General features: G+C 70.4%; 24 protein-coding genes. 9 read left to right on the top strand and 15 right to left on the bottom strand.

All coding sequences use genetic code 11. The annotated features are described in order from the left end of the window. Positions 1 to 21: 21 nt before the first annotated feature. The 9 genes from prfB to ABD093_RS02675 all read right to left on the bottom strand — a co-directional run bounded on the left by prfB (position 22) and on the right by ABD093_RS02675 (position 7461). The gene (gene prfB, locus ABD093_RS02715) at positions 22 to 1137 is read right to left on the bottom strand and encodes a peptide chain release factor 2 (RefSeq protein WP_193118388.1); all 1116 of its coding nucleotides are present in this window, start codon (positions 1135 to 1137) and stop codon (positions 22 to 24) included. Positions 1138 to 1270: 133 nt separating this feature from the next. Beyond that, positions 1271 to 2497 (bottom strand): glycerate kinase, encoded by a 1227-nt coding sequence (locus ABD093_RS02710; RefSeq protein ID WP_193118389.1) that lies wholly within the window; start codon positions 2495 to 2497, stop codon positions 1271 to 1273. Beyond that, positions 2494 to 2901 (bottom strand): pilus assembly protein TadG-related protein, encoded by a 408-nt coding sequence (locus ABD093_RS02705; RefSeq protein WP_264298768.1) that lies wholly within the window; start codon positions 2899 to 2901, stop codon positions 2494 to 2496. Before ABD093_RS02705 ends, ABD093_RS02710 begins: the two co-directional genes overlap by 4 nt. A gap of 38 nt (positions 2902 to 2939) precedes the next feature. Continuing rightward, positions 2940 to 3332, bottom strand: a complete 393-nt coding sequence (locus tag ABD093_RS02700; protein ID WP_319021628.1) for a hypothetical protein — start codon at positions 3330 to 3332, stop codon at positions 2940 to 2942. A 170-nt stretch (positions 3333 to 3502) separates the two neighbouring features. Further along, positions 3503 to 3967: a TadE family protein gene (locus tag ABD093_RS02695; protein ID WP_343922251.1), complete on the bottom strand. Its 465-nt coding sequence runs from the start codon at positions 3965 to 3967 to the stop codon at positions 3503 to 3505. 25 nt (positions 3968 to 3992) lie between these two features. Next, on the bottom strand, positions 3993 to 4259 hold the full coding sequence (locus ABD093_RS02690; protein ID WP_343922249.1) for a hypothetical protein: 267 nt from the start codon (positions 4257 to 4259) through the stop codon (positions 3993 to 3995). A gap of 165 nt (positions 4260 to 4424) precedes the next feature. Beyond that, complete coding sequence (locus ABD093_RS02685) at positions 4425 to 5369, bottom strand: type II secretion system F family protein (protein WP_193117355.1); 945 nt, start codon at positions 5367 to 5369, stop codon at positions 4425 to 4427. Further along, entirely contained in the window at positions 5366 to 6238 is an 873-nt protein-coding gene (locus ABD093_RS02680) for a type II secretion system F family protein (protein WP_193117356.1), read from the bottom strand. The genes ABD093_RS02685 and ABD093_RS02680 overlap by 4 nt, the downstream gene beginning before the upstream one ends. Then, on the bottom strand, positions 6235 to 7461 hold the full coding sequence (locus ABD093_RS02675) for a TadA family conjugal transfer-associated ATPase (protein ID WP_343922246.1): 1227 nt from the start codon (positions 7459 to 7461) through the stop codon (positions 6235 to 6237). The genes ABD093_RS02680 and ABD093_RS02675 overlap by 4 nt, the downstream gene beginning before the upstream one ends. A 148-nt stretch (positions 7462 to 7609) precedes the next feature. On the opposite strand from ABD093_RS02675, the gene ABD093_RS02670 reads away from it, so the two are divergent. The 6 genes from ABD093_RS02670 (at position 7610) to ABD093_RS02645 (ending at position 15210) form a co-directional block, all read left to right on the top strand. After that, complete coding sequence (locus ABD093_RS02670; protein WP_343922244.1) at positions 7610 to 8803, top strand: YihY/virulence factor BrkB family protein; 1194 nt, start codon at positions 7610 to 7612, stop codon at positions 8801 to 8803. Position 8804: 1 nt separating this feature from the next. Beyond that, entirely contained in the window at positions 8805 to 9551 is a 747-nt protein-coding gene (locus ABD093_RS02665; RefSeq protein WP_343922242.1) for an SOS response-associated peptidase, read from the top strand. Positions 9552 to 9627: 76 nt separating this feature from the next. Next, positions 9628 to 11034: a sensor histidine kinase gene (locus tag ABD093_RS02660; protein ID WP_343922240.1), complete on the top strand. Its 1407-nt coding sequence runs from the start codon at positions 9628 to 9630 to the stop codon at positions 11032 to 11034. Continuing rightward, positions 11031 to 11720, top strand: a complete 690-nt coding sequence (locus ABD093_RS02655; protein WP_193117374.1) for a response regulator — start codon at positions 11031 to 11033, stop codon at positions 11718 to 11720. The genes ABD093_RS02660 and ABD093_RS02655 overlap by 4 nt, the downstream gene beginning before the upstream one ends. A gap of 224 nt (positions 11721 to 11944) precedes the next feature. Continuing rightward, positions 11945 to 12697, top strand: coding sequence for an ABC transporter ATP-binding protein (locus ABD093_RS02650; protein WP_193117375.1), 753 nt, complete (start codon positions 11945 to 11947; stop codon positions 12695 to 12697). Then, positions 12697 to 15210, top strand: coding sequence for an ABC transporter permease (locus tag ABD093_RS02645; protein WP_193117376.1), 2514 nt, complete (start codon positions 12697 to 12699; stop codon positions 15208 to 15210). Before ABD093_RS02650 ends, ABD093_RS02645 begins: the two co-directional genes overlap by 1 nt. A gap of 156 nt (positions 15211 to 15366) precedes the next feature. Here the strand turns inward: ABD093_RS02645 and ABD093_RS02640 are convergent, their stop codons facing one another. Next, entirely contained in the window at positions 15367 to 15822 is a 456-nt protein-coding gene (locus ABD093_RS02640; protein ID WP_193117377.1) for a hypothetical protein, read from the bottom strand. A 393-nt stretch (positions 15823 to 16215) separates the two neighbouring features. Here ABD093_RS02640 and ABD093_RS02635 point away from each other — a divergent pair, with 393 nt between their 5' ends. Next, positions 16216 to 16464 (top strand): WhiB family transcriptional regulator, encoded by a 249-nt coding sequence (locus ABD093_RS02635; protein ID WP_193117473.1) that lies wholly within the window; start codon positions 16216 to 16218, stop codon positions 16462 to 16464. A 124-nt stretch (positions 16465 to 16588) separates the two neighbouring features. On the opposite strand, the gene ABD093_RS02630 is transcribed toward ABD093_RS02635, so the two are convergent. Beyond that, the gene (locus ABD093_RS02630) at positions 16589 to 18079 is read right to left on the bottom strand and encodes a sensor histidine kinase (protein ID WP_193117378.1); all 1491 of its coding nucleotides are present in this window, start codon (positions 18077 to 18079) and stop codon (positions 16589 to 16591) included. 99 nt (positions 18080 to 18178) lie between these two features. Here ABD093_RS02630 and ABD093_RS02625 point away from each other — a divergent pair, with 99 nt between their 5' ends. Further along, entirely contained in the window at positions 18179 to 18685 is a 507-nt protein-coding gene (locus ABD093_RS02625; RefSeq protein ID WP_193117379.1) for a DUF2505 domain-containing protein, read from the top strand. A gap of 105 nt (positions 18686 to 18790) precedes the next feature. Here ABD093_RS02625 and ABD093_RS02620 read toward each other — a convergent pair whose 3' ends face one another. The 3 genes from ABD093_RS02620 to ABD093_RS02610 are packed head-to-tail and all read right to left on the bottom strand — an operon-like array spanning position 18791 to position 21178. Beyond that, positions 18791 to 19273: a DUF6912 family protein gene (locus ABD093_RS02620; RefSeq protein ID WP_193117380.1), complete on the bottom strand. Its 483-nt coding sequence runs from the start codon at positions 19271 to 19273 to the stop codon at positions 18791 to 18793. Between the two features lie 43 nt (positions 19274 to 19316). Beyond that, complete coding sequence (locus ABD093_RS02615) at positions 19317 to 20540, bottom strand: CpaE/TadZ family protein (RefSeq protein WP_193117381.1); 1224 nt, start codon at positions 20538 to 20540, stop codon at positions 19317 to 19319. Continuing rightward, the gene (locus ABD093_RS02610; protein ID WP_193117382.1) at positions 20537 to 21178 is read right to left on the bottom strand and encodes an SAF domain-containing protein; all 642 of its coding nucleotides are present in this window, start codon (positions 21176 to 21178) and stop codon (positions 20537 to 20539) included. The genes ABD093_RS02615 and ABD093_RS02610 overlap by 4 nt, the downstream gene beginning before the upstream one ends. 214 nt (positions 21179 to 21392) lie before the next feature. On the opposite strand from ABD093_RS02610, the gene ABD093_RS02605 reads away from it, so the two are divergent. Further along, on the top strand, positions 21393 to 21632 hold the full coding sequence (locus ABD093_RS02605) for a helix-turn-helix transcriptional regulator (protein ID WP_193117383.1): 240 nt from the start codon (positions 21393 to 21395) through the stop codon (positions 21630 to 21632). A 61-nt stretch (positions 21633 to 21693) separates the two neighbouring features. Here the strand turns inward: ABD093_RS02605 and ABD093_RS02600 are convergent, their stop codons facing one another. Beyond that, positions 21694 to 22239, bottom strand: a complete 546-nt coding sequence (locus ABD093_RS02600; protein WP_193117384.1) for a hypothetical protein — start codon at positions 22237 to 22239, stop codon at positions 21694 to 21696. Positions 22240 to 22454: the final 215 nt, after the last annotated feature.

The raw sequence follows: 22454 nt of genomic DNA, 5'->3' as shown, positions 1-22454 counted from the left end.
CTGACGGCCCGGCTATCGCGTTCAGTCCTGGATCTTGTTCTGCTCCGCGCGCCAGCGGATCCCGGCGTCGATGAACTCGTCGATCTCGCCGTCGAACACGGAGGAGGGGTTGCCCTCCTGGTACTCCGTGCGCAGGTCCTTGACCATCTGGTACGGGTTCAGCACATACGAGCGCATCTGGTCACCCCAGCTGGCCTTGACGTCACCGGCGAGCTCCTTGCGCTCGGCGGCCTCCTCGGCCTTCTTCAGCAGCAGCAGTCGGGACTGCATGACGCGCAGCGCCGCGGCGCGGTTCTGGATCTGCGACTTCTCGTCCTGCATCGAGACGACGGTGCCGGTGGGGAGGTGCGTCATCCGCACCGCGGAGTCCGTGGTGTTCACGGACTGGCCGCCGGGGCCCGAGGAGCGGAACACGTCGACCTTGAGGTCGTTCTCGGGGATCTCGACCGCGTCGGTGGACTCGATCAGCGGGATCACCTCGACCGCGGCGAAGGAGGTCTGGCGACGGCCCTGGTTGTCGAAGGGGCTGATGCGCACCAGGCGGTGGGTGCCGCCCTCGACCGAGAGGGTGCCGTAGGCGTACGAGGCGGAGACCTCGAAGGTGACGGACTTCAGCCCGGCCTCCTCCGCGTAGGAGGTGTCCATGACCTTGGTGGCGTAGCCGTGACGCTCGGCCCAGCGCAGGTACATGCGCAGGAGCATCTCGGAGAAGTCCGCGGCGTCGACGCCGCCTGCTCCGGCGCGGATCGTCACCACGGCGTCGCGCTCGTCGTATTCGCCGGCGAGCAGCGTGCGCACCTCGAGCTCGTCGAGGGTCTTGTGGATGGAGATGAGCTCGCGCTCCGCCTCCGCGAGGGTGTCGGCGTCGTCCTCCTCGGCGGCGAGCTCGACCATCACCTCGAGGTCCTCGATGCGTGAGGAGAGCTCGCTGATCCGCCGACGCTCCGACTGCGCGTGGGACAGGGAGGAGGAGACCTTCTGCGCGTTCTCGACGTCGTCCCAGAGGTCCTGGGCCGACGCCTGCGCCTCGAGGTCGACGATCTTGGCGTCGAGCGCCTCGACGTCCGTCACCTGCTCGATCGACGACAGGGTGGAGCGCAGCTGGGGGATCTCTACGGAGAAGTCGGTGGAAGACACAAGGCCAGAGTCTACGGCAGGTCCTCTGAACGGGCCGACAGATCCGGCCCGACTGCCGCGGCCGCAGGGGGCTCGCGCAGCACGTCGGCCCTCCTCGCACCGGGACCCAGCCTGCAGCGGAATCCTCGAACGGCTACCGCGCGCTCGATGCCCCGGCGATCGGCTCCTCGGCGGCCAGCTCCTCGGCGGTCGGCCCGCTCATGAGCCAGACCCCGAGGTCGCGGCCCACCTCGGTCAGCCAGGTCCCGGTGTTCTCCATGGCCTCCTGCACGCTGCCGGCGCGCGATGTGAGATCCCAAGCACGGACGATGCCTGCCGCGTGCAGCAGGTCGTCATCGAGGGTGACGGCGCCGGCCACCGCGGCGACCGGGAGGCCCCGGCCGTGGGCCCGACGGGCGATCTCGGCGGGGCCCTTGCCGTGCAAGGTCTGCTCGTCGAGCTTCCCCTCCCCCGTGACGACGACGTCCGCGCGCTCCAGGAGGGCGTCGACGTCGGCCAGCTCGAAGACGGCGTCGGCGCCGGATCGCTGCTCGGCGCCGAGCAGGAAGAGCGCGAAGCCGGTGCCTCCGGCGGCTCCTGCTCCCGGGGCGTCCCGGAAGGCGGCGTCGGGGTCCAGCACCTCGGCGGCGGCCGCGAGCACGCCGTCCGCGTGGTCGATATCCGCCTCCGGGATGCCCTTCTGCGGTCCGTACACCGCGGCGGCGCCGTCCGGGCCCACGAGCGGGTTGGTGACGTCGCTGGCCGCGATCAGGGCGACGCCGTCGAGCGCCGTCCGTGCCGGCGCGAGATCGACGGAGGCGAGGGAGGTGAGGCCGTCGAGCCCGGGGGCGATGACTGCGCCGTCCGCGGTGAGCAGGTGGGCTCCGAGTCCCTGCAGGAGCCCGGCTCCGGCATCGGTGGAGGAGCTGCCGCCGAGCCCGACCATGACGGTGCTCGCGCCGGCCTCGACCGCGGCCAGGATCAGCTCGCCGAGTCCGCGCGTGGAGGCGGCCCCCGGGGCGAGGGTCCTGCCCGGCAGCGCACGCAGGCCGACGACCTCCGCGAGCTCGAGGACCGCCGTCTGGCCGGAGAGGGCCCAGCGCGCGGTGCGCGGATCCCCCGTCGGGCCGGTGACAGTGCTCGAGCGGAGTTCCGAACCGGCGGCGAGCGCGGCGTCGACCGTGCCGTCGCCGCCGTCGGCGATAGGGCAGGACAGCAGCTCGACCTGCGGCGCGCTCTCCCGGATGCCGCGGGCAAGGGCGTCGATCACCTCGGCGGCGCTGAGGGTTCCTTTGAACTTGTCCGGAGCGAGCAGGACGGTGGTCGGCGTGGTCCTCGGGGCCGCTGGAGTTCTCGGAGCAGGTGGGGCGGTCGGGGTCATCGGGCTCGGGCCTCTCCGTAGACGGTCAGAGGGATCGACAGGCCGGTCCCTCGCGTGAACCACCCTGCCAGGGGTGGGTGTGTGCGCGCAGAGAGGACCACGCGAACGGTGCGGTCCTCGTCGACCTCGACGGACTGGACGTGGAGGTTCTCGGTGCGAGTCGTGTCGAGCGGATAGCTGCGCAGGTGGTCCTCGGCCGCGCGGCGGGCGGACCCCTCGTGCAGGGCGTCTCCCCCGGCGGAGTCGTAGAGACGAGCGGGGTCCATGGCCTGCGACGCGGCCAGGGCGGCGCTGTCTGCGGCGTGCTGCAGCTCCGTGCGCTCCAGGTGGACGCCCGTCACCGCGGTGCCCACGCCGATCACCATGAGGATCACCACGAGGACGCCGGTGGTCAGGATGGTCATGGACCCGCGGGAGTCCCGAAGTCGAACAAGGAGACGCATCAGCCGGCCGCCCGATACTGATCGACCTGGACGGCGTGCGCCGCTCCCACGGTGACCGGTCCGGTCTCGCCGAGGATCGGGCCGAGCCCCGGGACCGGAACAGGGATGCGCACCTCGGCCGTGACCATGCCTCCCGGGGTCGAGCAGGGCGTCTCGCTGCAGCTGATCTGCACCACATCGGTTCCGGAGAGCTGGAAGTCCTCGAGGATCATGGCCGTGTGCTGCTGCGTCCGCTGGGCAGCGGCAACCTGGTCAGGGGCGACGGCATGGATACGGGCCGCGTCGCGGGCGATGGTGTCCGCAGCGAACACGGCGGCCTGCACGGACCCCAAGGTGAGCACCAGGTACAGAGACGGGATCAGCAGCGCCGCGGAGAGCACCACGAACTCCACGAGCGCGTTCCCTGCGTCCTGGCGCAGCAGTCCCGTCCGGGACGCGGGTGAGCGGCGGTGGCGCGGCGAGATCGGTGGCCGGGGCCGGTGCCGTCCCGGTCCTCGACCTCGTCCCCGTGCTCGCCCCTGCCGGAGATCAGGCGTCGTGAGCATCGCCCCGCGCGTCCCGGTCACCAGGACTCCTCATCCAGTGCACGGCCGTCGACCGTGATGCCTCCGGCAGGCCCGAAGAGTCCCACCAGCGGGAGCGTCGCGCTCACCTCGACCTCGATGGTGCCGTCCGCCCCCTTCGTCGCCGTCGCCTCGGCCTGGAAGGCGCCTCCGAACCGGCCCTCGATCAGCTGCTCGGCACGGGCGGCTCCCTCCTGGGGCGTCGCTCCGACCAGGGACGCGTGATGGGCGCCCTGCACCGCCGCGTCGATCAGGGTGTTGCGGGTGTGCAGGATCAGGGCCGCCTGCACCACGGCGAGCGCGATCACGATGATCAGGACCGCGATCATCGGGAACTCCGCCACGGCGGATCCGTCGTCACGTCGCAGGGCACCGGTGAGCCGCCCTGCGCCGCCACGTGCGCGGAGCCGGCGACCGCCCGAACGGGCACGGGCAGCGCGCTGCGCAGGCGGGGTGCTGATCACGGCGATGGGCTCGGGACTCTCGCGCTCAGAGGCTTCCGCCGAGGAAGGGCGCCATGGCGTTCTCGAAGATCTGGACGATCTGGTCCGAGGCGACGGCCCAGAGCGCGACGACGATCCCCGCGGTCATCAGCGTGATGAGAACCCATCCGGGAACATCCCCGCGGTCCGAGCCGAGGCGTGCCAGGAGGCGCGCCAGAGGTCTCGGTTCGGTGGTGCCGGCGTGCTGCGTGACCCGGGCGGCAGGTCGCACGCGGCGGGTCGGGCGGTGCAGTCGGGTGCGGTGAACGGTCATGTCGGGCTCCTCATCGAATGGTGCGGTGGAATCGTCGGATCTGGACGGTGGACGGGCGGATCGTGCGGTCCTTCGGTCTGGTGGATCGGGGCGGTGACGCCTGGGGTTGGGCGGAGGACGGGGACTGGAGCGGGGGCGGTGGCTGCTGGAGACGGAGCGGGACGCTCAGACGGAGATCTGGAGGACGGCGAGCCCTGGGAAGATGGCGAAGACGATCACGAGCGGCATGACGAAGAAGACGACCGGCATGAGCATGTAGATCTCCCGGCGACCAGCGGTCTCCATCAGGTCGCGCTTGGACGCCTCGCGAGCGTCCTGCGCCTGTGCACGGAGCACGTCGGCGAGAGGTGTTCCGCGTTCGATGGCGACGGAGACCCCCTCCCCGAAACGGCTCAGGGACTGCAGTGGAGTGCGCATGCCCAGGGACGCCAGCGCCTGGGCGACGCTGGTCCCGGAGCGGATGTCTGCGACGGTCGCCGCGAACTCGTCCGGCAGAGCGCCGGTGGAGGTCCGGGCCACGCGCTCCATGGCCGCGATCGGGCTCTCCCCGGCCGCGACGGCGAGGGCGAGCAGATCGGCGACCGTGGGGAACTCCCTGGCCATCCGCGCAGCGCGACGAGTGATCTCGACGCCGAGCAGGTAGTCCCTCAGGAGCACCCCCAGGATCACGCCGAGAGCGACGATGAGCAGGCCCAGCACGGGACTCGCTCCACGGGTGCTCATCGCGAGAAGGGCGACGACCATCCCGAGGATCAAGCCGAAGGCGGCGAAGACGACCTGCTCGATGCGGAAGGAGTCCGCAGAGGAGCGCCGTCCGGCCAGACGGAGTCGACGCTCGAGCTGGTCCGCTCCCCCGGTGAGCCGTTCGAGCACTCCCAGGACGTGGTGTGCGACGGGCCCCAGCAGGTTCTCTGCGACCACCCGGGCTCGACTCGTGGCCGCGGACGGGCTGAACAGCGATGAGGACCGCGAACGTCGCAGGTACGGATCGATCCGGGCATCGAGGTCCCGCGATCGGAGCCAGGGCAGATGGCCGGCGATCAGCGCGAGACCGAGCCCGAGCACAAGGCCCAGGAGGGCGCCTGTGAGGGTGGTGCCCGACGCGGTCATCGCAGGACCCTCTCGTCCTGGGGCAGGCGCGCGATCTGCAGCATGACCCGGTACGCGATCAGAGACACCACAGCCCCGATCAGGATCATCGCCATTCCCATCGGGGAGTCGTAGGCCTGAGCGGCCTGCGGACGCGTCGACATCAGGGCCAGCACCAGCCAGGGCGCGACAAGGGCCAGTCGTGCCGCGTTGACCGTCCAGGACTGGCGGGCCTCGAGCTCTGCACGGGTCCTCGCGTCCTCCCGGAGGAAGGCGGCCAACGTGCGCAGGAGCCCTCCCAGGTCGGTCCCGCCGACGTCCCGGGTGATCCGCAGCGCTTCGACGATCCGATCCCCGACCGGATCGGCGAGCCGGACCTTGAGCCGGTCGAGACTCACGGCGAAGTCACCGCTGGCCTGGTAGTCGAGGGAGAACTCGTGGAAGGCGGGGCGGAGGTCCTCCGGCCCCTTCCTGCTGAGCTGGACCAGTGCCTCGGGAAGCGAGAGCCCGGCGCGGATCGCTGAATTGATGTGATCGACGGCTTCCGGCCAGACCTCGCGCATCGCTGTCGTGCGGCGCCGTGCCGCCGAGCGCAGGAACACGACCGGAACGACCATCGAGGCGACGCCGATGGTCAGAGATGGGACGACTGCGCTCGAGACGGCCCAGAGAGCAGCGGAGACCACCAGGCCGAGGCCTGCGCTCAGCGCGGGAACGGCCGCGGGCGGGACAGACGTCAGACCGACGGTGACCAGGTCATCTCGGAGGTGATCCATGATCCGTGCGATCCTTCCGCGCCGAGTCGATTCTCCCTCCTGCTCCCAGAGAGACCACCAGATCGACAAGATTCCGAGCCCGGTGATCAGTCCGAGGAAGGCGCCGTCGCTCATGCCGCCTCCGCCCGACCCAGCAGCGCTCCCAGGTCATGGCCCGCACGGGCGAACCGCTCCGCATGGGGCGGGCGTCCGTCTCCCCGCACGAGTCGATCCCCGCGCAGCGCGAACAGCTCCGAGATCTCGATGACCTCGTCCTCCACGCGTCCGCTGAGCCCGACGATCTCCCGGACCCGGCGCCGACCGTCGGCCAGCATGTCGAGGTGCACGACGAGGTCGATGGCGCTGGCGACGGTGGGGACGACGAAACGACTGGAGATGTTCTCCCCGGCGAGGAGAGGAAGGGTGCAGAGCTTGGTGACGGCGTCGCGCGCGGAGTTCGCATGGATCGAGGCCATGCCGGGCAACCCGCTGTTCAGGGCGATCAGCATGTCCAGCGATTCCGCTTCCCGGACCTCTCCGACGATGACTCGGCTGGGCCGCATACGCAGTGCTTCCTTCACCAGGCGACGCATCGAGATCTCACCGGTTCCCTCGAGGTTCGCCTGCCTGGTCTGCATGGCGACCACGTCCCTCAGGCCCAGGTCCAGCTCGAAGACCTCCTCGATCGTGACGACGCGTTCCCGGGCGCCGACGGATTGGGAGAGGCACCGCAGGAAGGTCGTCTTCCCGGCGCCGGTCGCCCCGCTCACCATCACATTGAGACCCGAGGCGATCGCCGCATCGAGGAAGTCCGCCGCCTGAGTCGTGAGCGACCCGAGGGAGACGAGCCCTCCGAGGTCATAGGCCTTCGCGACGAACTTGCGGATGTTGATCGCCCAGTGAGCCCGGGTGACGCTGGGGATGACCACGTGCAGGCGCGATCCGTCGGGAAGGAGGGAATCCACGAAGGGCGTGCTCATATCCAGTCGGCGCCCGGAGCTCACCAGCATCCGCTCGACGATCCCGCGCACCTCGGTGTCCGACAGGACGATCGTGGTCAGCTCGCTGCGTCCGTTGCGGGCGCAGAACACCTGGCTCGGCGAGTTCAACCAGATCTCCTCGACCGATGGATCATCCAGCATCTCCTGGAGCGCCCCGTAGCCGCCGATGCGGGCTGCGACCTCGGCCACCGTCGAATCGTCGTCGTGCAGGACCGGCACCTCACCGGAGGAGGAGCGACGGTCGTAGTCGGCCACCACTTCCCTGATCAACGGCTCGAGCTGGTCCGCCTGCGCGTCGAGGCCTCGGCGGCGGATCAACTCCCGCGATTCGGCCTCGATGATGGCGGCGGTGTCCATCCAGTCCCCTCTCGAGCCGACCGACCGGTCCCTTCCGATCGTGGAATACGCTTCACACGCACGCCGGTCACTGTAGGACGAACCGAGGGCCTTCGCTGGCAGATGTCAGGAATTGTGGATAACTCTCCCAGCGTCGGCCCATGGCAGGATGACAGCACCTGTCCTCGAGATCCTCCACACCTCAGGAGCCCTCCTCATGGCCGACTCCCCCGATTCGTCCTTCTCGTCACTCAGCCTCCCCACCGTGAAGTACATGGCCAAGCGCGTGCTCTCGGAGTTCTCGCGCGACGGCGGCACCGACCAGGCCGCGAAGCTCACCTACTTCATGGTGCTCTCGATCGCGCCGACGCTGCTGGCCCTGTTCTCCCTGGCCACACTGCTGCTGGCCCCCATCAAGGACCAGATCGCGGAGCTCATCACGGAGGGCATCTCGTCCGCAGCCAGCGGGTCCGAGCTCGGCGCCGGCGAGGCCGTCAGCTCGACGATCACCTCCCTCATGGGATCGGCGACCGGCGGCACGATCGCGCTGATCATCGGTATCGCCACCGCCCTGTGGTCCGCCTCCGGCTACATCAAGGCCTTCGGCAGGGTCACGAACCAGGTCTACGAGGTGCCGGAGGGTCGCGGACCGATCCGCCTGACCCTCTCGATGCTCGGTCTGACCATCGCGATGATCCTCGGCATCCTCCTGGTGATGGTCTCGGTCCTCCTGAACCAGTCGCTCGTGGAGGGCGTGCTGGGGCCGATCGCCTCGACGATCGGCGCCGAGGGGGTGCTCGCCTTCCTCACCGAGTCGTTCCTGCCGATCTGGGCCTGGGTCAAGTGGCCCGTGATCCTGCTCCTCGCCTTCGTGCTCGTCTCCCTGCTGTACTGGGGCGCTCCAAACATCGCCAAGCCGTTCCGGCTGATCTCCCCCGGCGGCGTGTTCGCGATCGTCGGCGTCGCCGTCGCCGCCGTCGCCCTGTCGATCTACATGGGCACCGTGGCCGGATACTCGAGCTACGGCGCCATCGGCGGCATCATGGCCGTGCTGTTCGCGCTGTGGATCATCAACATCGTGATCATCCTCGGTGCGGAGGTCGACGCCGAGTTCGAGCGGGCCCGCGAGCTCGAGTCGGGCAAGCCGGCGGAAGACACCCTCGACCTGCCCATGCGGGAGTCCAAGGGCGCGGAGAAGGCCGAGTCCAAGCGGGAGGACCTCATCGACCAGGGCCGCGATATCCGGCTGAAGAACCTGCATCGCGATGCCGAGGCCTACACGGGCGAGGACGCCCGGCTCACCCCTCGCCATGGCGTGCCGACCGTGCCGTCCGACGACAGCCCCTCCGCCAAGGACTCCTGACATGTGCGGGCGCTTCGCCTTCTTCCAGGAGATCGACCCGCTGGTCGACGACCTGGGCGCTGTCGACCTCACCGATCCGCATCTGCGCAGCCGCTGGAACATCCCTCCGACGGCGCCGATCCACGTGGTCACGGAATCGGTGGACAAGGAGACCGGTGAGGTGGTCCGTGCCCTCCGGGTCGCCCGCTGGGGCCTGCTGCCCCCGTTCGCGAAGGAGGCCTCGTTCTCCTCACGCACCTTCAACGCCCGACGGGAGACCCTCGGGGAGAAGCCGAGCTTCCGCGGGAGCCTCGGGCGGTATCGGGCGATCGTCCCGATGGACGGGTACTACGAGTGGGTGCGGGACGACAAGGGCACACGCAAGCAGCCGTACTTCATCGCCCCGGCCGACGGGACCCCTCTGTACATGGCGGCCCTGGTCTCCTGGTGGAAGGGTCCCGGGCAGCATGAAGGGCCCGCCGCCACGGAGGACGGCACCTACCTGCTCAGCGCCACGATCATCACCCGGGAAGCCACCGGTGATCTCGCCGAGCTCCACGACCGCACCCCGGTGATGCTGCGCCGCGGCGAGATCGATGCCTGGCTGGACACCGCCATGGACGATCGCCACGCGGCGCAGGGATGGATCCTGGACGACGCGCATCTGCTCGACGACTCGACGCTCGAGGTGCGCGAGGTGGATCCGGCTGTCGGCAGGGTGGGCAACGACGGCCCGCAGCTGCTCGAGCCGCCGCAGACCCTGCTCTGACCCGATCCGTCCCACGACGGACTGTCCGACTGCGGTCTGACGCGCGGCGCATGCTCGTCCCCGTACGCTCGATCCCATGACGAACGGACCCGATGCGCGGACCGACGTGCCGGACGGGCGCGTCCGCCGCTCCGACCCCTTCCGCTGGATCATCGAGAACCCCGGCACCGTCGACCTGATCGCCTTCGGCGCCGCCGCCTTCCTGGTTCTCGTCTCGGGCTTCTGGACAGGATCGTTCGGCTGGTGGACGGTGTTCTCCGTGCCGATGATCCTGACGGGCGCCGTGTGCCGGACACGTCCTGCCCTCGGGGTCCTGGTCATCGGCGGCCTGGCCCTGCTCCATGTCCTCGTCGGCATCCCGGTCGTGATGGGCGACGCTCTCACGTTCTACGCGATGTTCTGCGCGGTCGCCTACGGCTCGCGCCTCGTGCACGGTCTCGGCGTCGGCGCCGGATTCCTCGGCGTCCTGGTCCAGGCGACCTCGTGGGCCGTGGGCGCCGTGCGCGACGAGTACGGCGGTCCGCTCGAGGCGGCGATCATGTTCAGCACCTTGATCCTCGTCGGCAGCATCACCATCGTCGCGATCTGGGCCCTGGCGAGCCTCCAGCGCGCCCGGGTGCGGCAGCTCGCGCTCACCCGTGACCGGGCGGAGCAGGCCATCCGGGAGAGGGAGCAGCGCACCGCGCTGGCCGTCGCCGACGAGCGTGCGCGCATCGCCCGCGAGATGCACGATGTGGTCGCCCACTCGCTGTCCGTGATCATCGCGCAGGCGGACGGCGGCCGCTTCGTCGCCGCCCAGAAGCCGGAGAAGGCCGCCGAGGTGCTCTCCACCATCGGGGAGACCGGGCGGGCCGCGCTCGCCGACATGCGCTCCCTGCTGGGAGTTCTGCGCCAGGAGGATGAGACCAGCTTCGGCCCGCAGCCCGGGCCGGAGATGCTCGAGGACCTGATCGCGCGGGTCCGGGCCACGGGCCTCGACGTGTCCCTCGACCTCGAGGGCCGGATCCAGGACCTCCCTCAAGCCCTGGGGATGTCCGTGTTCCGGCTCATCCAGGAATCCCTGACCAATGTGCTCAAGCACGCCGGGCTCGGAGCCTCCGCGAGGGTCCGGATCCACCGCACACCGCAGAGGCTGGAGATCGATGTCTTCGACGACGGCCAGGGCACCGACCCGGAGTCCGACGGCGAGGGCCATGGGATCACCGGGATGCGCGAGAGGATGGCCGTGTTCGGCGGGGTGCTCCGGGCCGGGCCGCTCCTGGAACGCGGCTATCGGGTGCAGGCGATCATCCCGCTGGACGGATGCGTTCTCGCGGCGTCGCAGACCGCCGACCGACCCCGGCACCAGCTCTCCCAGCCCGAACCGTCCGTCGACCCCATCCGGCCGGCGGCGACCCCGACGCATACAGTCACCCACACGGCACCGCGCGCCGCACCGCAGCGCACCAAGCCACCCCACCACCCCGGAGGAGCTCCCCGATGACCTCACCACTGGACCGCCCGCTGCGCATCGCCCTGGTCGACGACCAGCCTCTCGTGCGGGCCGGCTTCGCGATGGTGATCGATTCCCAGGACGACCTCGAGGTCGTCGCCCAGGCCTCCGACGGCGCGGCGGCGGTCGAGGAGCTGCGCGCACGCACCGTCGACGTAGTGCTGATGGACGTCCGCATGCCCCGGATGGACGGCATCGAGGCGACCTCTCGGATCCTGGCCCAGTCCCCCGAGGGCCGTGCCCCGAAGATCATCGTGCTGACCACGTTCGACCTCGACGAGTACGTGGTCTCCGCGATCCGCGCCGGCGCCAGCGGCTTCCTGCTCAAGGATGCGCAGCCCGAGGACCTGCTCGGCGCGATCCGCACGGTGCACAGCGGCGACGCGGTGATCGCCCCGTCGGCCACCCGCCGCCTGCTCGCCCGCGTGATCGCCGCTCCTGAGCCCCAGGAGAAGGACACCTCGGTGCTCGACGTGCTCACCGAGCGCGAGCGCGAGGTCCTCGCGCTCATGGGCCGTGGCTACTCCAACCAGGAGATCGGCGCGGAGCTGTTCGTCGCCGAGGCGACCGTCAAGACGCATGTGGGCCGTGTCCTCGCGAAGCTCGGCGCCCGGGACCGGGTGCAGGCCGTGATCGTCTCCTTCGAGACCGGCCTGGTGAGCCCCGGCGCCGGCTGAGGCGACGGACAGGCGTGGGCCGACGGCCACATGCTTCAGAGCGGGCGACCCCGTCTGCCGCCATGCAGCATCGGGATCTGCCTCGCGCGTCATTCCCGGGTATGACATGACAGCATCCTGAGGTCGGACAACGCTGCCCTGCACGGGACCACGGACTGACGACGCGGAGCAGATCGGGGCAGGAGCATGGTCGATGACCGCCTACCTCTTCGTGAAGGATCCCGATGACTGCCCAGTCCCTCGCCGCACAGCCCTCCCCCGGCGACCCCACCGGCGCGACGTCCACCGCCCCCGCCATCGTCGCCCGCGGGGTCACCCGCACCTACGGCACCGGTGCCGGCGTCGTCACCGCCCTGGATGCGGTCGATCTCGACGTCGCCCGCGGCGCGTTCACCGCGATCATGGGCCCCTCCGGCTCGGGCAAGTCGACGCTCCTGCACACGCTGGCGGGGCTCGACGTCGTCGATGGCGGCTCCATCAGCATCGACGGCACCGAGATCACCACACTGGGCGACGACGCCCTCACGAAGCTCCGCCGCGAACGGATCGGCTTCGTGTTCCAGTCCTTCAACCTGCTGCCGATGCTCAGCGCCGAACAGAACATCCTGCTGCCCCTCGAACTCGCCGGCAAACGGGTGGACCGTGCCTGGCTGGACACCATCACCTCGGCCTTCGGGATCGGCGACCGCCTCACCCATCTCCCCTCGCAGCTCTCCGGCGGCCAGGTGCAGCGCGTCGCCATCGCCCGCGCGCTGGTCACGTCCCCCGCCGTGGTCTTCGCCGACGAGCCCACCGGCAACCTCGACTCGCGCACCACCGAGGAAGTCCTGGAGTTCCTGCGGCTCTCGGTCGACGAGTTCGGCCAGAGCGTCGTGATGGTCACCCATGAGCGGGATGCCGCCGAGCGTGCGGACAGGATCGTCACCCTCGCCGACGGTCGGATCGCCAGCGATGAGGACCTGCGGGGGCAGCGCTGATGGCCCGCCGCGTCCCCGTCAAGCTCACCCCGCTGCGCCGGCATCTCGCAGCCGTCGTCACCATCGCCCTGTCCTGCGCCTTCGTCGCCGTGATGGTGCTGGCCGGGAACCTCATGCAGGCGTCCCTGCGATCCCAGGCCTCTCAGCAGTACGAGGGCGCCGATCTCGCGATCGAGCGTCCCATGACCGACGAGCAGTGGTCCTCGCAGACCCCGCCTGCTCCGCCCGAGATCGAGGGGGCCGACGCCGTCTGGCCCCAGCTGATGGACTACATCCAGCTCGACTCCGCGACCGGTTCCAGTGCCGTCCTCTCGGCCTCGATGCGTCCGCCGGGCGCGTCGGGCCAGGACGGCCTCTCCGAGGGGACGGCCGCCTCGTCCGCCTCCGAGGTGGTGCTCGACGAGAACGCCGCCGAGGCGCTCGAGGTCGCAGTCGGCGACGCCGTCGTGCTGCCCGCCGATCATTCGGCCAGCGGCGCGGAGCACCGCTTCACGGTCGTCGGCATCGCCCCGGCCCCCACGGGCGCCGTCTTCGGGGGAACCCCGCAGATCCTGGTCTCCGAGGCGAACGCCGAGGCGCTGCTCGGGCCGACGGCCGGGGCGATCACCGACCGCTGGCTCGCCAGCGTTCCCGCGGGAACCGATCCTGCGACCGTCGCGGCACAGGCCGCGGGCGACGGGACCACCGTGCGCACCGTCGACGAGGCCGAGGAGGAGTCCGCCTCGCAGATCATGCGCGGCTTCGGGGCCCTCGCGATGATGCTCGCCGTCTTCGTGGTGATCGCCCTGTTCACCAGCGCCGTCGTCATCGCGAACACCTTCGCGGTGACCGTCGCCCAGCGCACCCGCAGCCTCGCGCTGCTGCGCACCCTCGGCGCGACCCGGTCACAGGTGCGCGGCGTGGTGCTGCGCGAGTCCCTGACCGTCGGAGTGATCGGTGCGGTGCTCGGCATGCTCGGAGGGCACCTCCTCACGCAGGCCGCGCTCGCCGCCGCCGCGGGGCTCGGATGGCTGGATGGCGTCCTGCTGGTCCCCCTCGGCCTCTGGTCCGTGGCGCTCCCGGTGCTCGCCGGCGTGGCGATCACGCTCGCGGCGAGCCTCGCCCCGATGCGCTCCGCCACCCGGGTGGCACCGCTGCAGGCGCTGCGCCCGGCTCCGCCGGTCCTGCGTCGTGGACTCGGGATCCGGGGCATGCTGGGCCTGATCGGTGTCGCGGCAGGCATCGCCATCATGGTGGCGGGCACCGTCCTCGCCGTGAACCAGGTCGCCTCGCTCGGGATCCTCCTCGCGCTGGCCGGAGGCGTCATCAGCTTCTCGGGCGTCCTGCTCACGCTGGTCATCATTACCCGCCCGCTGTCGGCCATCGTCGGCCGGATCATCAGTCGCGTCGGCGGCCTCCCGGCGAGGATCGCGAGCGCGAACGTGGCCCGCAACCCCCGACGCAGCGCCGCCACCATCGCAGCGCTCCTGATCGGCACCACCTTGATGACCATGATGGCCGTCGGGGCCCGGACCGCCGAGGAGACCCTCACCTCGGAGCTCGACTCCCGCCGCCCGATCGACATGGTGGTCTCCGCAGCCGACATGCCGCAGGACGCCGCCGCGCAGATCATGGCGATCCGGGGCATGGACACCGCCATCGCCTCCGCCCGCGGCGACATCGAGGTCGGGTCCACGGAGCCGATGACCCTCTACAGCGCCACCCCCGAGACGGTGCGGGAGGTCTCGCATCGACCGGAGATGGCCGACGAGCTCGTGGACGGTGTGGTGCTCCTGGGGCAGGAACGTGCCGAGAGCTTCGGCGTCACCGACGGCCAGGTGCTGTCGGTCGACGGAGCCGACGGCTCCCCGTACGAGCTGCGGGTGCAGATCGATGCGAACCTGCAGATGTCCCTCGTGACGCCCTCCACCCTGGAGCAGCTGCACGGGGACGAGACCTCACCGGTGGTGCTCGCCGACTTCGCGGACCCGGGCACGCCGGCCCGTGAGGGCGTGGCCGCACTGGACCTCGTCGACGCCGTGAACGAGCAGATCAACGGCAACGGGTACTCGGAGGCATCCGCAGATTTCGGAGGCATGGAACGGGAGTCCTACGGGCAGATCCTCACGATCCTGCTCGGCATCACCGTCGGCCTGCTCGCCGTCGCGGTGCTGGTCGCCCTGGTGGGCGTCGCCAACACGCTGAGCCTCGGGGTCATCGAACGCACCGGGGAGAACGCCCTGCTGCGGGCACTGGGCACCACCCGCGGTCAGATGCGGGCGATGCTCGGCTGGGAGGGCATGCTGCTCGCGCTGGTCGGAGCGGTGCTCGGCATCGTCCTCGGCAGCGCCTACGGGGTGCTCGGCATCGAGGCGCTGCTGGGCTCGGCCTATCCGGTCTCGATCACGATCCCGTGGGCGCAGGTGGGCCTGGTGCTGGTGCTGGCCGTCCTCGCGGGAGGACTGGCCTCGGTGCTGCCGGGACGCACCGCGGCCCGGACGGCTCCCGCCGCTGCACTGGCGGCGAACGAATGAGGGCCTGAACCCGCCCGCCCCACGCGGTGGTGCGCCGGACGGGGCCTGGGACCCGCACTCTGCTGGCCCCAGGCCCCGGAACGCGGAACGCCGTCATCGACACCGGTACCGGACCTGGCCCTGGCCCTGGCCCTGGCCCTGGCCCAGGCTGGAGGGTCAGCTCCGGCGCACGCTCTCGGGCAGGGGCGTGGAACGCACCAGGCGCAGGAGGAGGAGGAACAGCACGACGGCGAGGACCAGGGCGAGCGCGCCCTGCCAGTACAGCGTTCCGCGGAGCATGTTCACGCCCACGAGTGCCTGGAACAGCTGCCAGGTGATGCCATAGCCCAGACCGAAACGGCCTCTCACCAGGATCGACCGCGCCGCCAAGGCAGCTCCCAGGGCGAAGACGAGCAGGAAGATCCCCAGACCGGTCAGGAGCTTGGAGGGGATCTCCCCCGCCGGGACCAGCAGGAAGCAGTAGGTGGCGGCGGCAGCCAGCATGAGGGCTTCGACGCCGAGCAGCGCGGCGACCGTCGGACGGGTGCGCGGGCCGGGATCGTCGGCATCCGCCGGTCGCTCACCGGCGCGTCGGGACGCGCCGGATCCAGGAGTCTGGGAATCGATGGGCATGGAGGAACTGTATCCGGGCAGACCGTCGGGACCCGCCCTCGGCGCAGGCCCGACGACGACCCGAAGCCAGCCCGACGCCAGCCTGACGCCGAGCTGGAGCACACCCCAAGCACTCCGCGAGCGCTTTCGCAACGCCTGAGTGCGGGGCATCACGCCCCTGCGGACCCGTGTGGGAAGTGCCACCCAGGTCGGGCACGCAAGCCCTTGTCGAGGCCGCAACCGGCCCAGAGAATGGAAGTCGGCTCGTCCACGACGCCGCGCTCCGCAGCAGCATCAGCCGCCCTCGGAGCCGCGCCCCAGAGCCGGAGACCCGAGAACGCCCCACCCGGAGCGACCCTCGCCGCGTCGCGCCCCGAGGGGTGAGGCGTGGCGTTCTGGAAAGAGAGAGTGACGATGGACTGGCGCCACCGTGCCGAGTGCCTCAACCATGATCCCGAGCTGTTCTTCCCGATTGGGAACACCGGCCCGGCGATCACCCAGATTCAGGAGGCGAAGGCGGTGTGCCAGCGGTGCGACGTCATGACCGCCTGTCTCAAGTTCGCTCTCGAGTCCGGTCAGGACTCCGGTGTCTGGGGAGGCCTGTCCGAGGACGAGCGCCGCTCCCTCAAGCGCCGCAACGCCCGCGCCCGCCGCGCGAGCTGACCGCTTCGTCCTGCGGCGCGACCTTGCTCGGCGCCGCAGGACACTCCAGCGCCGCGGGACACCCCCGCGCCGAAGCACACCCCGGTGGAGACTCCGACGCGAGTCCTGCCTGCAGCTGACCCGATCAGAGGCTGAGCGGGTCCAGGTAGACGTCGACGACAGCGCACGTACCGCCCCCCGGGCGGACCTGCCAGGTCAGCGTCCCGCCCAGCTGACCCTGCACGAGGGTGATCGCGATGTTCGTGCCCAGCCCCGTGGGCTTGGCCGCTCCCATCCCGTCGCCATCGTCCTCGATGTTGATCACGAGATGGGACCCCACGCGCTCGCTGCGCACCGTGAGCGTTCCGCCGGTCTCCGAGAGCCCGTGCTCGACCGCGTTCGTGGCGAGCTCCGTGACCACCAGGGCCAATGGTGTCGCCTCCTCCGCACGGATCGAGCCGACCCGACCGATCTTCTCGGTGTGCACCTCGACCTGGGTCTCGGTGAGACGCGGCGCCCCCGCCCTGTGCACCGTGGCACTGGCGGCATCGACGGCGAGCCGCAGGCAGCGATCGATCACCTCATCGAAGTGGACCGCCTCCTCCGATCCCTGCAGCAGGGACTCGTGGACCAGGGCGATGGTCGAGACCCGGCGCATCGCCTCGCTGAGCGCCTCACGCGCTTCATCGGACTTCATCCGACGCGACTGCATGCGCAGCAGCGCGGCGACCGTCTGCAGGTTGTTCTTCACCCGGTGGTGGACCTCGCGGATGGTCGCGTCCTTGGTGATCAGCTCCCGTTCGCGGCGGCGCAGCTCGGTCACATCGCGCACCAGGATCACGGCACCGGTGCGCACGCCGCGCTCTGTGAAGGGGACGGCGCGCAAGGACAGCGTCCCTCCCCGTGCCTGCATGTCCGAGCGCCAGGCCGCGCGACCCATCAGCACCAGGGGCAGGGACTCGTCCACGGGCGATCGGGACTGCAGCACGTCCGTGGACAGCTCGGCCAGGGTGATTCCCTCCATCGCGCCGTCGATGCCGAATCGGTGGAAAGCGGAGAGCGCATTGGGAGAGGCCCAGCGGACCACGCCGTTGGCGTCGAGCTGCACGACGCCGTCGCCGACGCGCGGCGCACCGCGTCGCGGCGGGATCGGGGCCCCCTCGATGGGGAACGCCCCGGATTCGAGCATCCGCAGCAGGCGGCGCCCGAGCTCGTGCTGGTGCACCTCGTTCGCCGAGCGGGAACCGTCGCTGAGGGGACTCTCCGCGGCGAGCACCGCCAGCGTTCGCCCGTCCTTGCGCACAGGGACCAGCAGGCCGGTGGCCTCGCGGCCCTCGCGCTCGATGGGCTCGGGCTCCCTGGTGGGCTCGGCGCCGGCGAGAAGGGACGGGATCGAGGATTCCTGCTCGTCCGTGATCACGATCCCTACGGGGTCCTCGTAGTAGACGGTCGAACCGGTCGCTGGCCGGCAGTGGGCGACGGCGTGAGCACCCTCCACCCCCTGGATCCAGAGCACGAGGTCGGCGCGGAGGAGGTCGGAGACGAGGTTCCAGTCCCCGACGAGATGCTGCAACCAGTCGGCCTCCTTCTCGGAGAGTCCACGGTTGTCGGAGAGGAACTTGGACAGGCTCGGCATGGGATCAGGATAGTGGCCAGGACGAGGGACGAGCACGTCGTGCCCACGGGCGCTCCTGACATAGGCTGAGACCGACCGATCCACCGGGGAGGACGAGGAATGAAGCTTCGCGAGACGTTGAACCTGCCGCTGTCCGCGCGCACCGCTGCCACGATGTACGCCGACGAGGAGTACACCGCGATCCGCAAGGAGACGCTCGGAGCCAAGAGCGCCGCCGCGACGGTCGAAGGGGATCCGATCGGAGCCTTCACCGTGCGCACCGAGCTCGCGATGCCCACGGACAAGGTTCCGGACATCGTGCGCCCGTTCGTCGGATCCTCGGTGACGATCCGCGAGGAGCAGTCCTGGTCCGCGCCGGAACCGGACGGCAGCCGCACAGGCACCATGACGCTCGAGGTGGTCGGCACCCCCGCAGGGATGAAGGCCTCGCTGCGGCTCGCCCCCACGGGCGAGCTGACCAGCAGCGTCGACATCGACGGCGATCTGGTGGCCAAGATCCCGCTGCTCGGCTCCAAGCTCGAGAAGGCGGCTCTCCCCTACGTCTCGAAGGTGCTGCGCGCCGAGGAGAAGTCCGCCAAGAAGTACCAGGATCGCGCCAGCAGCTGATCCGCGCTCGCACTCCGACGGGCGTCACGGGCGCCCGTCGGGACCTGCCTGGCCTGCGGTCTCTCGCCGGAGATGCCCGCGTCCAGGCCGGAGATTCCTGCGGGTTCAGGCCAGGGGGGCGTTCGGGATAGGCGGGACCGCCCCGCTCCCGGCGGAGCCCTCGAGATATGCGAGCGCGTCAGCTCCCTCGGAGGCGTCGAACCAGAGCAGGGCAGGGTCGGTGTCGTCCTGCTCTGCGGCGGCAGCGTCCAGCTCGGTCACGTGGAAGCTGGCGATGCGTGCCCGCGTCGTCCCACGGATCTCGACACCGAACGCACCGCCGTTCTCCTCGGCGGCCGCGACGTCCCCATCGGGGGCATCGGCGGCGATCACGAGAGCGCGGGCCGTTGCGTCGGCGGAGAGCAGAGCGACGTGCACGGCGTCCTGCATGGCCTCGTACTCGAGATCCTCCTCGTCCTGATCTGGGTTGCCGGTGCGCGCAGGCCCCGTGACGCCCCAGGCTGCTCGCCCCGCGATCAGCTCGAGCCCCGAGGAGGAGTTCTCCAGGGTGGTCCGGTCCTCGGCGCTCAGCGGCAGGTAGATCCTCATGGCCACCATCTTCTCACCCTTGCACCCATCTCCCTCGGCAGCCTCACGATTCGGATGTCGCGTCCACGACCACCGGATCGGTCTCCTTCGCCCCGAGGATCGCCTCGGAGGCTGCGATATCGCGCAGCGCTCTGCGGAGAGCCGAACGGGGCGCGGACTCCGAGAGCAGGGCGCCATCCCATGCCGCGGTCCGGCAGGCGATGGGATCGTCCGGGAGCAGGTGCACCGAGGCGACCTGCATCCGGGACGTGATCAGGTCCCGCACCCGATCGCCGGGGATCGGCGAGCCGACCCTGTTGACGATGACATGGAGTTCGTGGACCCCGAGCTCCTCGAGCCGGGAGTGGTCCCGCAGCAGACGGGTGATGCTGACGGGGTCGGCGGCGACCACGGCGATCACGACATCGGCGCTCTCCAGGGCGCTGATCGTCGCGGCATTCCGCTGCGGCGCAGCGGTGTCGTAGCTGAGCTCCTCGTCCTCCTCGAGCACCGGTCCGACATCGGCGACGACGAGGTCGCCACGACGTGCCAGCGCCTGCCAGAGGCCATCCATCGAGGTGCGACGCACCTCGGACCAGCGAGCGGGGACCCCGATCCCGCTCAGCAGTCGGAGCCCCGGCTGAGCGCTGGGGAGCAGCGCCTCGAGCGATTCCGCGTCGAGCGTGTCCCGGTCGTGCGCTCGGCAGGCCGCCACCAGTCCCGGAGTCTCGTCCAGCACCCCGAGCATCTGGCTCTGCGCCGGACCATAGGTATCGGCGTCCACCAGGACGGTCTGCTCTCCGGCCAGCACAGCCTCTGCTGCCAGGTTCACCGCGATCGTCGACCGCCCGGGAGCACCTCCGGGGCCCCAGACGACGACGAGGCGGCCCGCCTCGTCAGGGCCATCGATCGCCGGCTCCTGCACCCAGGCTTCCTCGCGCTCCGTCGGCGCGACGGCGGCGTCGAGCACGGCGAGGATCTCGGCGATGGGCGCGGAGGACGGGAGCAGGTGACGCAGGCCCAGCGACGTCTGGTCCGGCGCCTCCTCGGAACGCAGCCCCACCACGGCTGCTCCACGCATCAGCGTCGCCAAAGGATCTCGCCCCAGACCACGGACCGAGACATCGATCAGGACGACGTCCCCGACGCCGGCGGCGACCACGGCCATCGTCTCGGCGAGATCCGCGCATCGACGCACCACTCTGGCCGTGCCGCTCTTCTCCTGGGCCAGGTCATGCACGATGCGCACCTCGTCACTCCCGGAGGCGCACAGGACGACATCGATCACGGGGCGACCCCATGCGCTCCGGGCACGCCGATCACGTCCAGGCGCTCATCACGGGAGAGGACCTTCAGCACCGCAGGAAGATCCGCCTGGGGAACCAGCACCTCGACGGCCATGGACCGCATTCCCAGCGAACTTCCCTCGTCGATGTTCCGGACGATGCCCGCGGACACCAGCAGCTCGGCGTCGGCGCTGGTGCCGTCGTCAGCCTCAGGACTGGTGTGCCACAGCTCGACCGTCGCGCCGGGAGCCACGGATTCGGCGACGGTCGCGTCCACCGGGATCACGATCGGCCGCAGCGGGACGTCGGAGGCCTGACCGACGGCAGAGAGCGGGATCAGCTCCCCCGCCTGGACGGTTCGAGTGGCCACCGCTCCGGACGGGACGGCGTCGAGGCTTCCGACGTAGAGGCCGTCCTGCTCGCCCAGTCGCATCTCGACCGTGGCAAGATTCTCGGGCCCGATGACGTCCCCCGGGACGATCGGTGAGCGCGCCACCAGGACCGGCGTGGTCTCTGCCAGGCGGGAGACCAGCAGCGCCCCCATCAGGACGCTGGCGACGACGAGCACGATGCCCACGATCAGCCGAGGATCCTTCCACCGTGGTCGGCGCAGTCTCATCACCGGTGCAGCACCCGCCACGTCGTCCTCCAGCTCCCTGCCCGATCCCCGTGACCGAGTTCTGCCAGAGGCTACGGGACGGGGGACTGCGGGGAGGCCCACTCCGACAATTGTGGAAAACTTCGTCGAAGGAGGCGGCGAGGCTGTTCCTCCACATCGCGCCCCCAGCTGGGCACGGGAGGGTATGAGAGCATCCGTGTCACAAGGTTTCTTCCCTGACCGGAAAGGTACGTCGATGGCGCCGCGATTCGTCCCGTTGTCCGATGTCGCCGAGATGCTCTCCATCTCCGCATCGCAGGCATACGCCCTGGTCCGTTCCGGGGAACTGCGGGCCATCAAGGTCGGCGGGCGAGGGCAGTGGCGGGTCGAGGTCACGGAGATCGAGTCCTACATCGAGCGCAGCTATGCCGCAACCGCGTCGATCCTGGCCCACGAGCGTGAGCTCGACCGTCAGAAGCACGACCAGAAGCACTGACCCAGCGGCCCGACACCCAGCGGCACGACGGCTCGGGTCCGATCAGACCCCCGGGGACCGATCAGCGTGCAGTGATCGCCAGCAATGATGCGGTGGCCACGGTGACGCGCGACGACCCAGGCACCGTCCCTCGTTCACCGGTGGGCAAGGACTGCACGTCCAGCGCATCCGCGCCGACCGCTGCGATCCGGCCGGTGATCCCGCCCGCCGTGGTCTCCAGACGCACCACGCTGCGATCCCTGGCGATCTCGCGGAGCACGGATCCCAGACCGAGAGGTGACCTCAGGGTCTCCTCGGCCGGTCGCGCCCGAGTGGGCAGCCCCTGGACGAGGGCTATCGCCGGCAGGGGCACCACGGCTCGCTGACGGGCACCTGCCTCGCGCATCGAGAGCCAGCCCTCCCCCACTTCCTCGACGGTCCCCTCGAGGCGCAGTGCGGCACCCAGGTGGAGCGTGAGCGAGTGGGCTCCTGCGCCTCGGAGGCGGTCCGCGAGCGAGAGCTGTGCCCGCTCGGCGCGCGCCAGGTCTTCGGAGACTGCACGCATCTCCTCCCGTTCCTGATGGGCGAAACGACCCTCGAGGTCGTCGAAGATCCGCTCGAATCGCATGCCGACACCCTATTCCGCCCCGCACGGGTGATGGCGGCTCATGGAGAACTCCGACAGAAGCGCGCGGGCGGCCAAGCAACCGGACGACCAGGAGTCCGCGTTCCGGGGCACGGGCGAGTGCTGGCCGGAGCGGATGTCCCGGACCATTCCTCCCCAGTGCCGCGCCATCCACACGGTGACCAGCAAGCCTTGCACTGTGCCCCATGACACACTAA

This window comes from Brachybacterium tyrofermentans (assembly GCF_039526165.1).
In the GTDB taxonomy this organism is placed as follows: domain Bacteria; phylum Actinomycetota; class Actinomycetes; order Actinomycetales; family Dermabacteraceae; genus Brachybacterium; species Brachybacterium tyrofermentans.
This window is presented reverse-complemented; position numbering and strand designations above follow the sequence as displayed.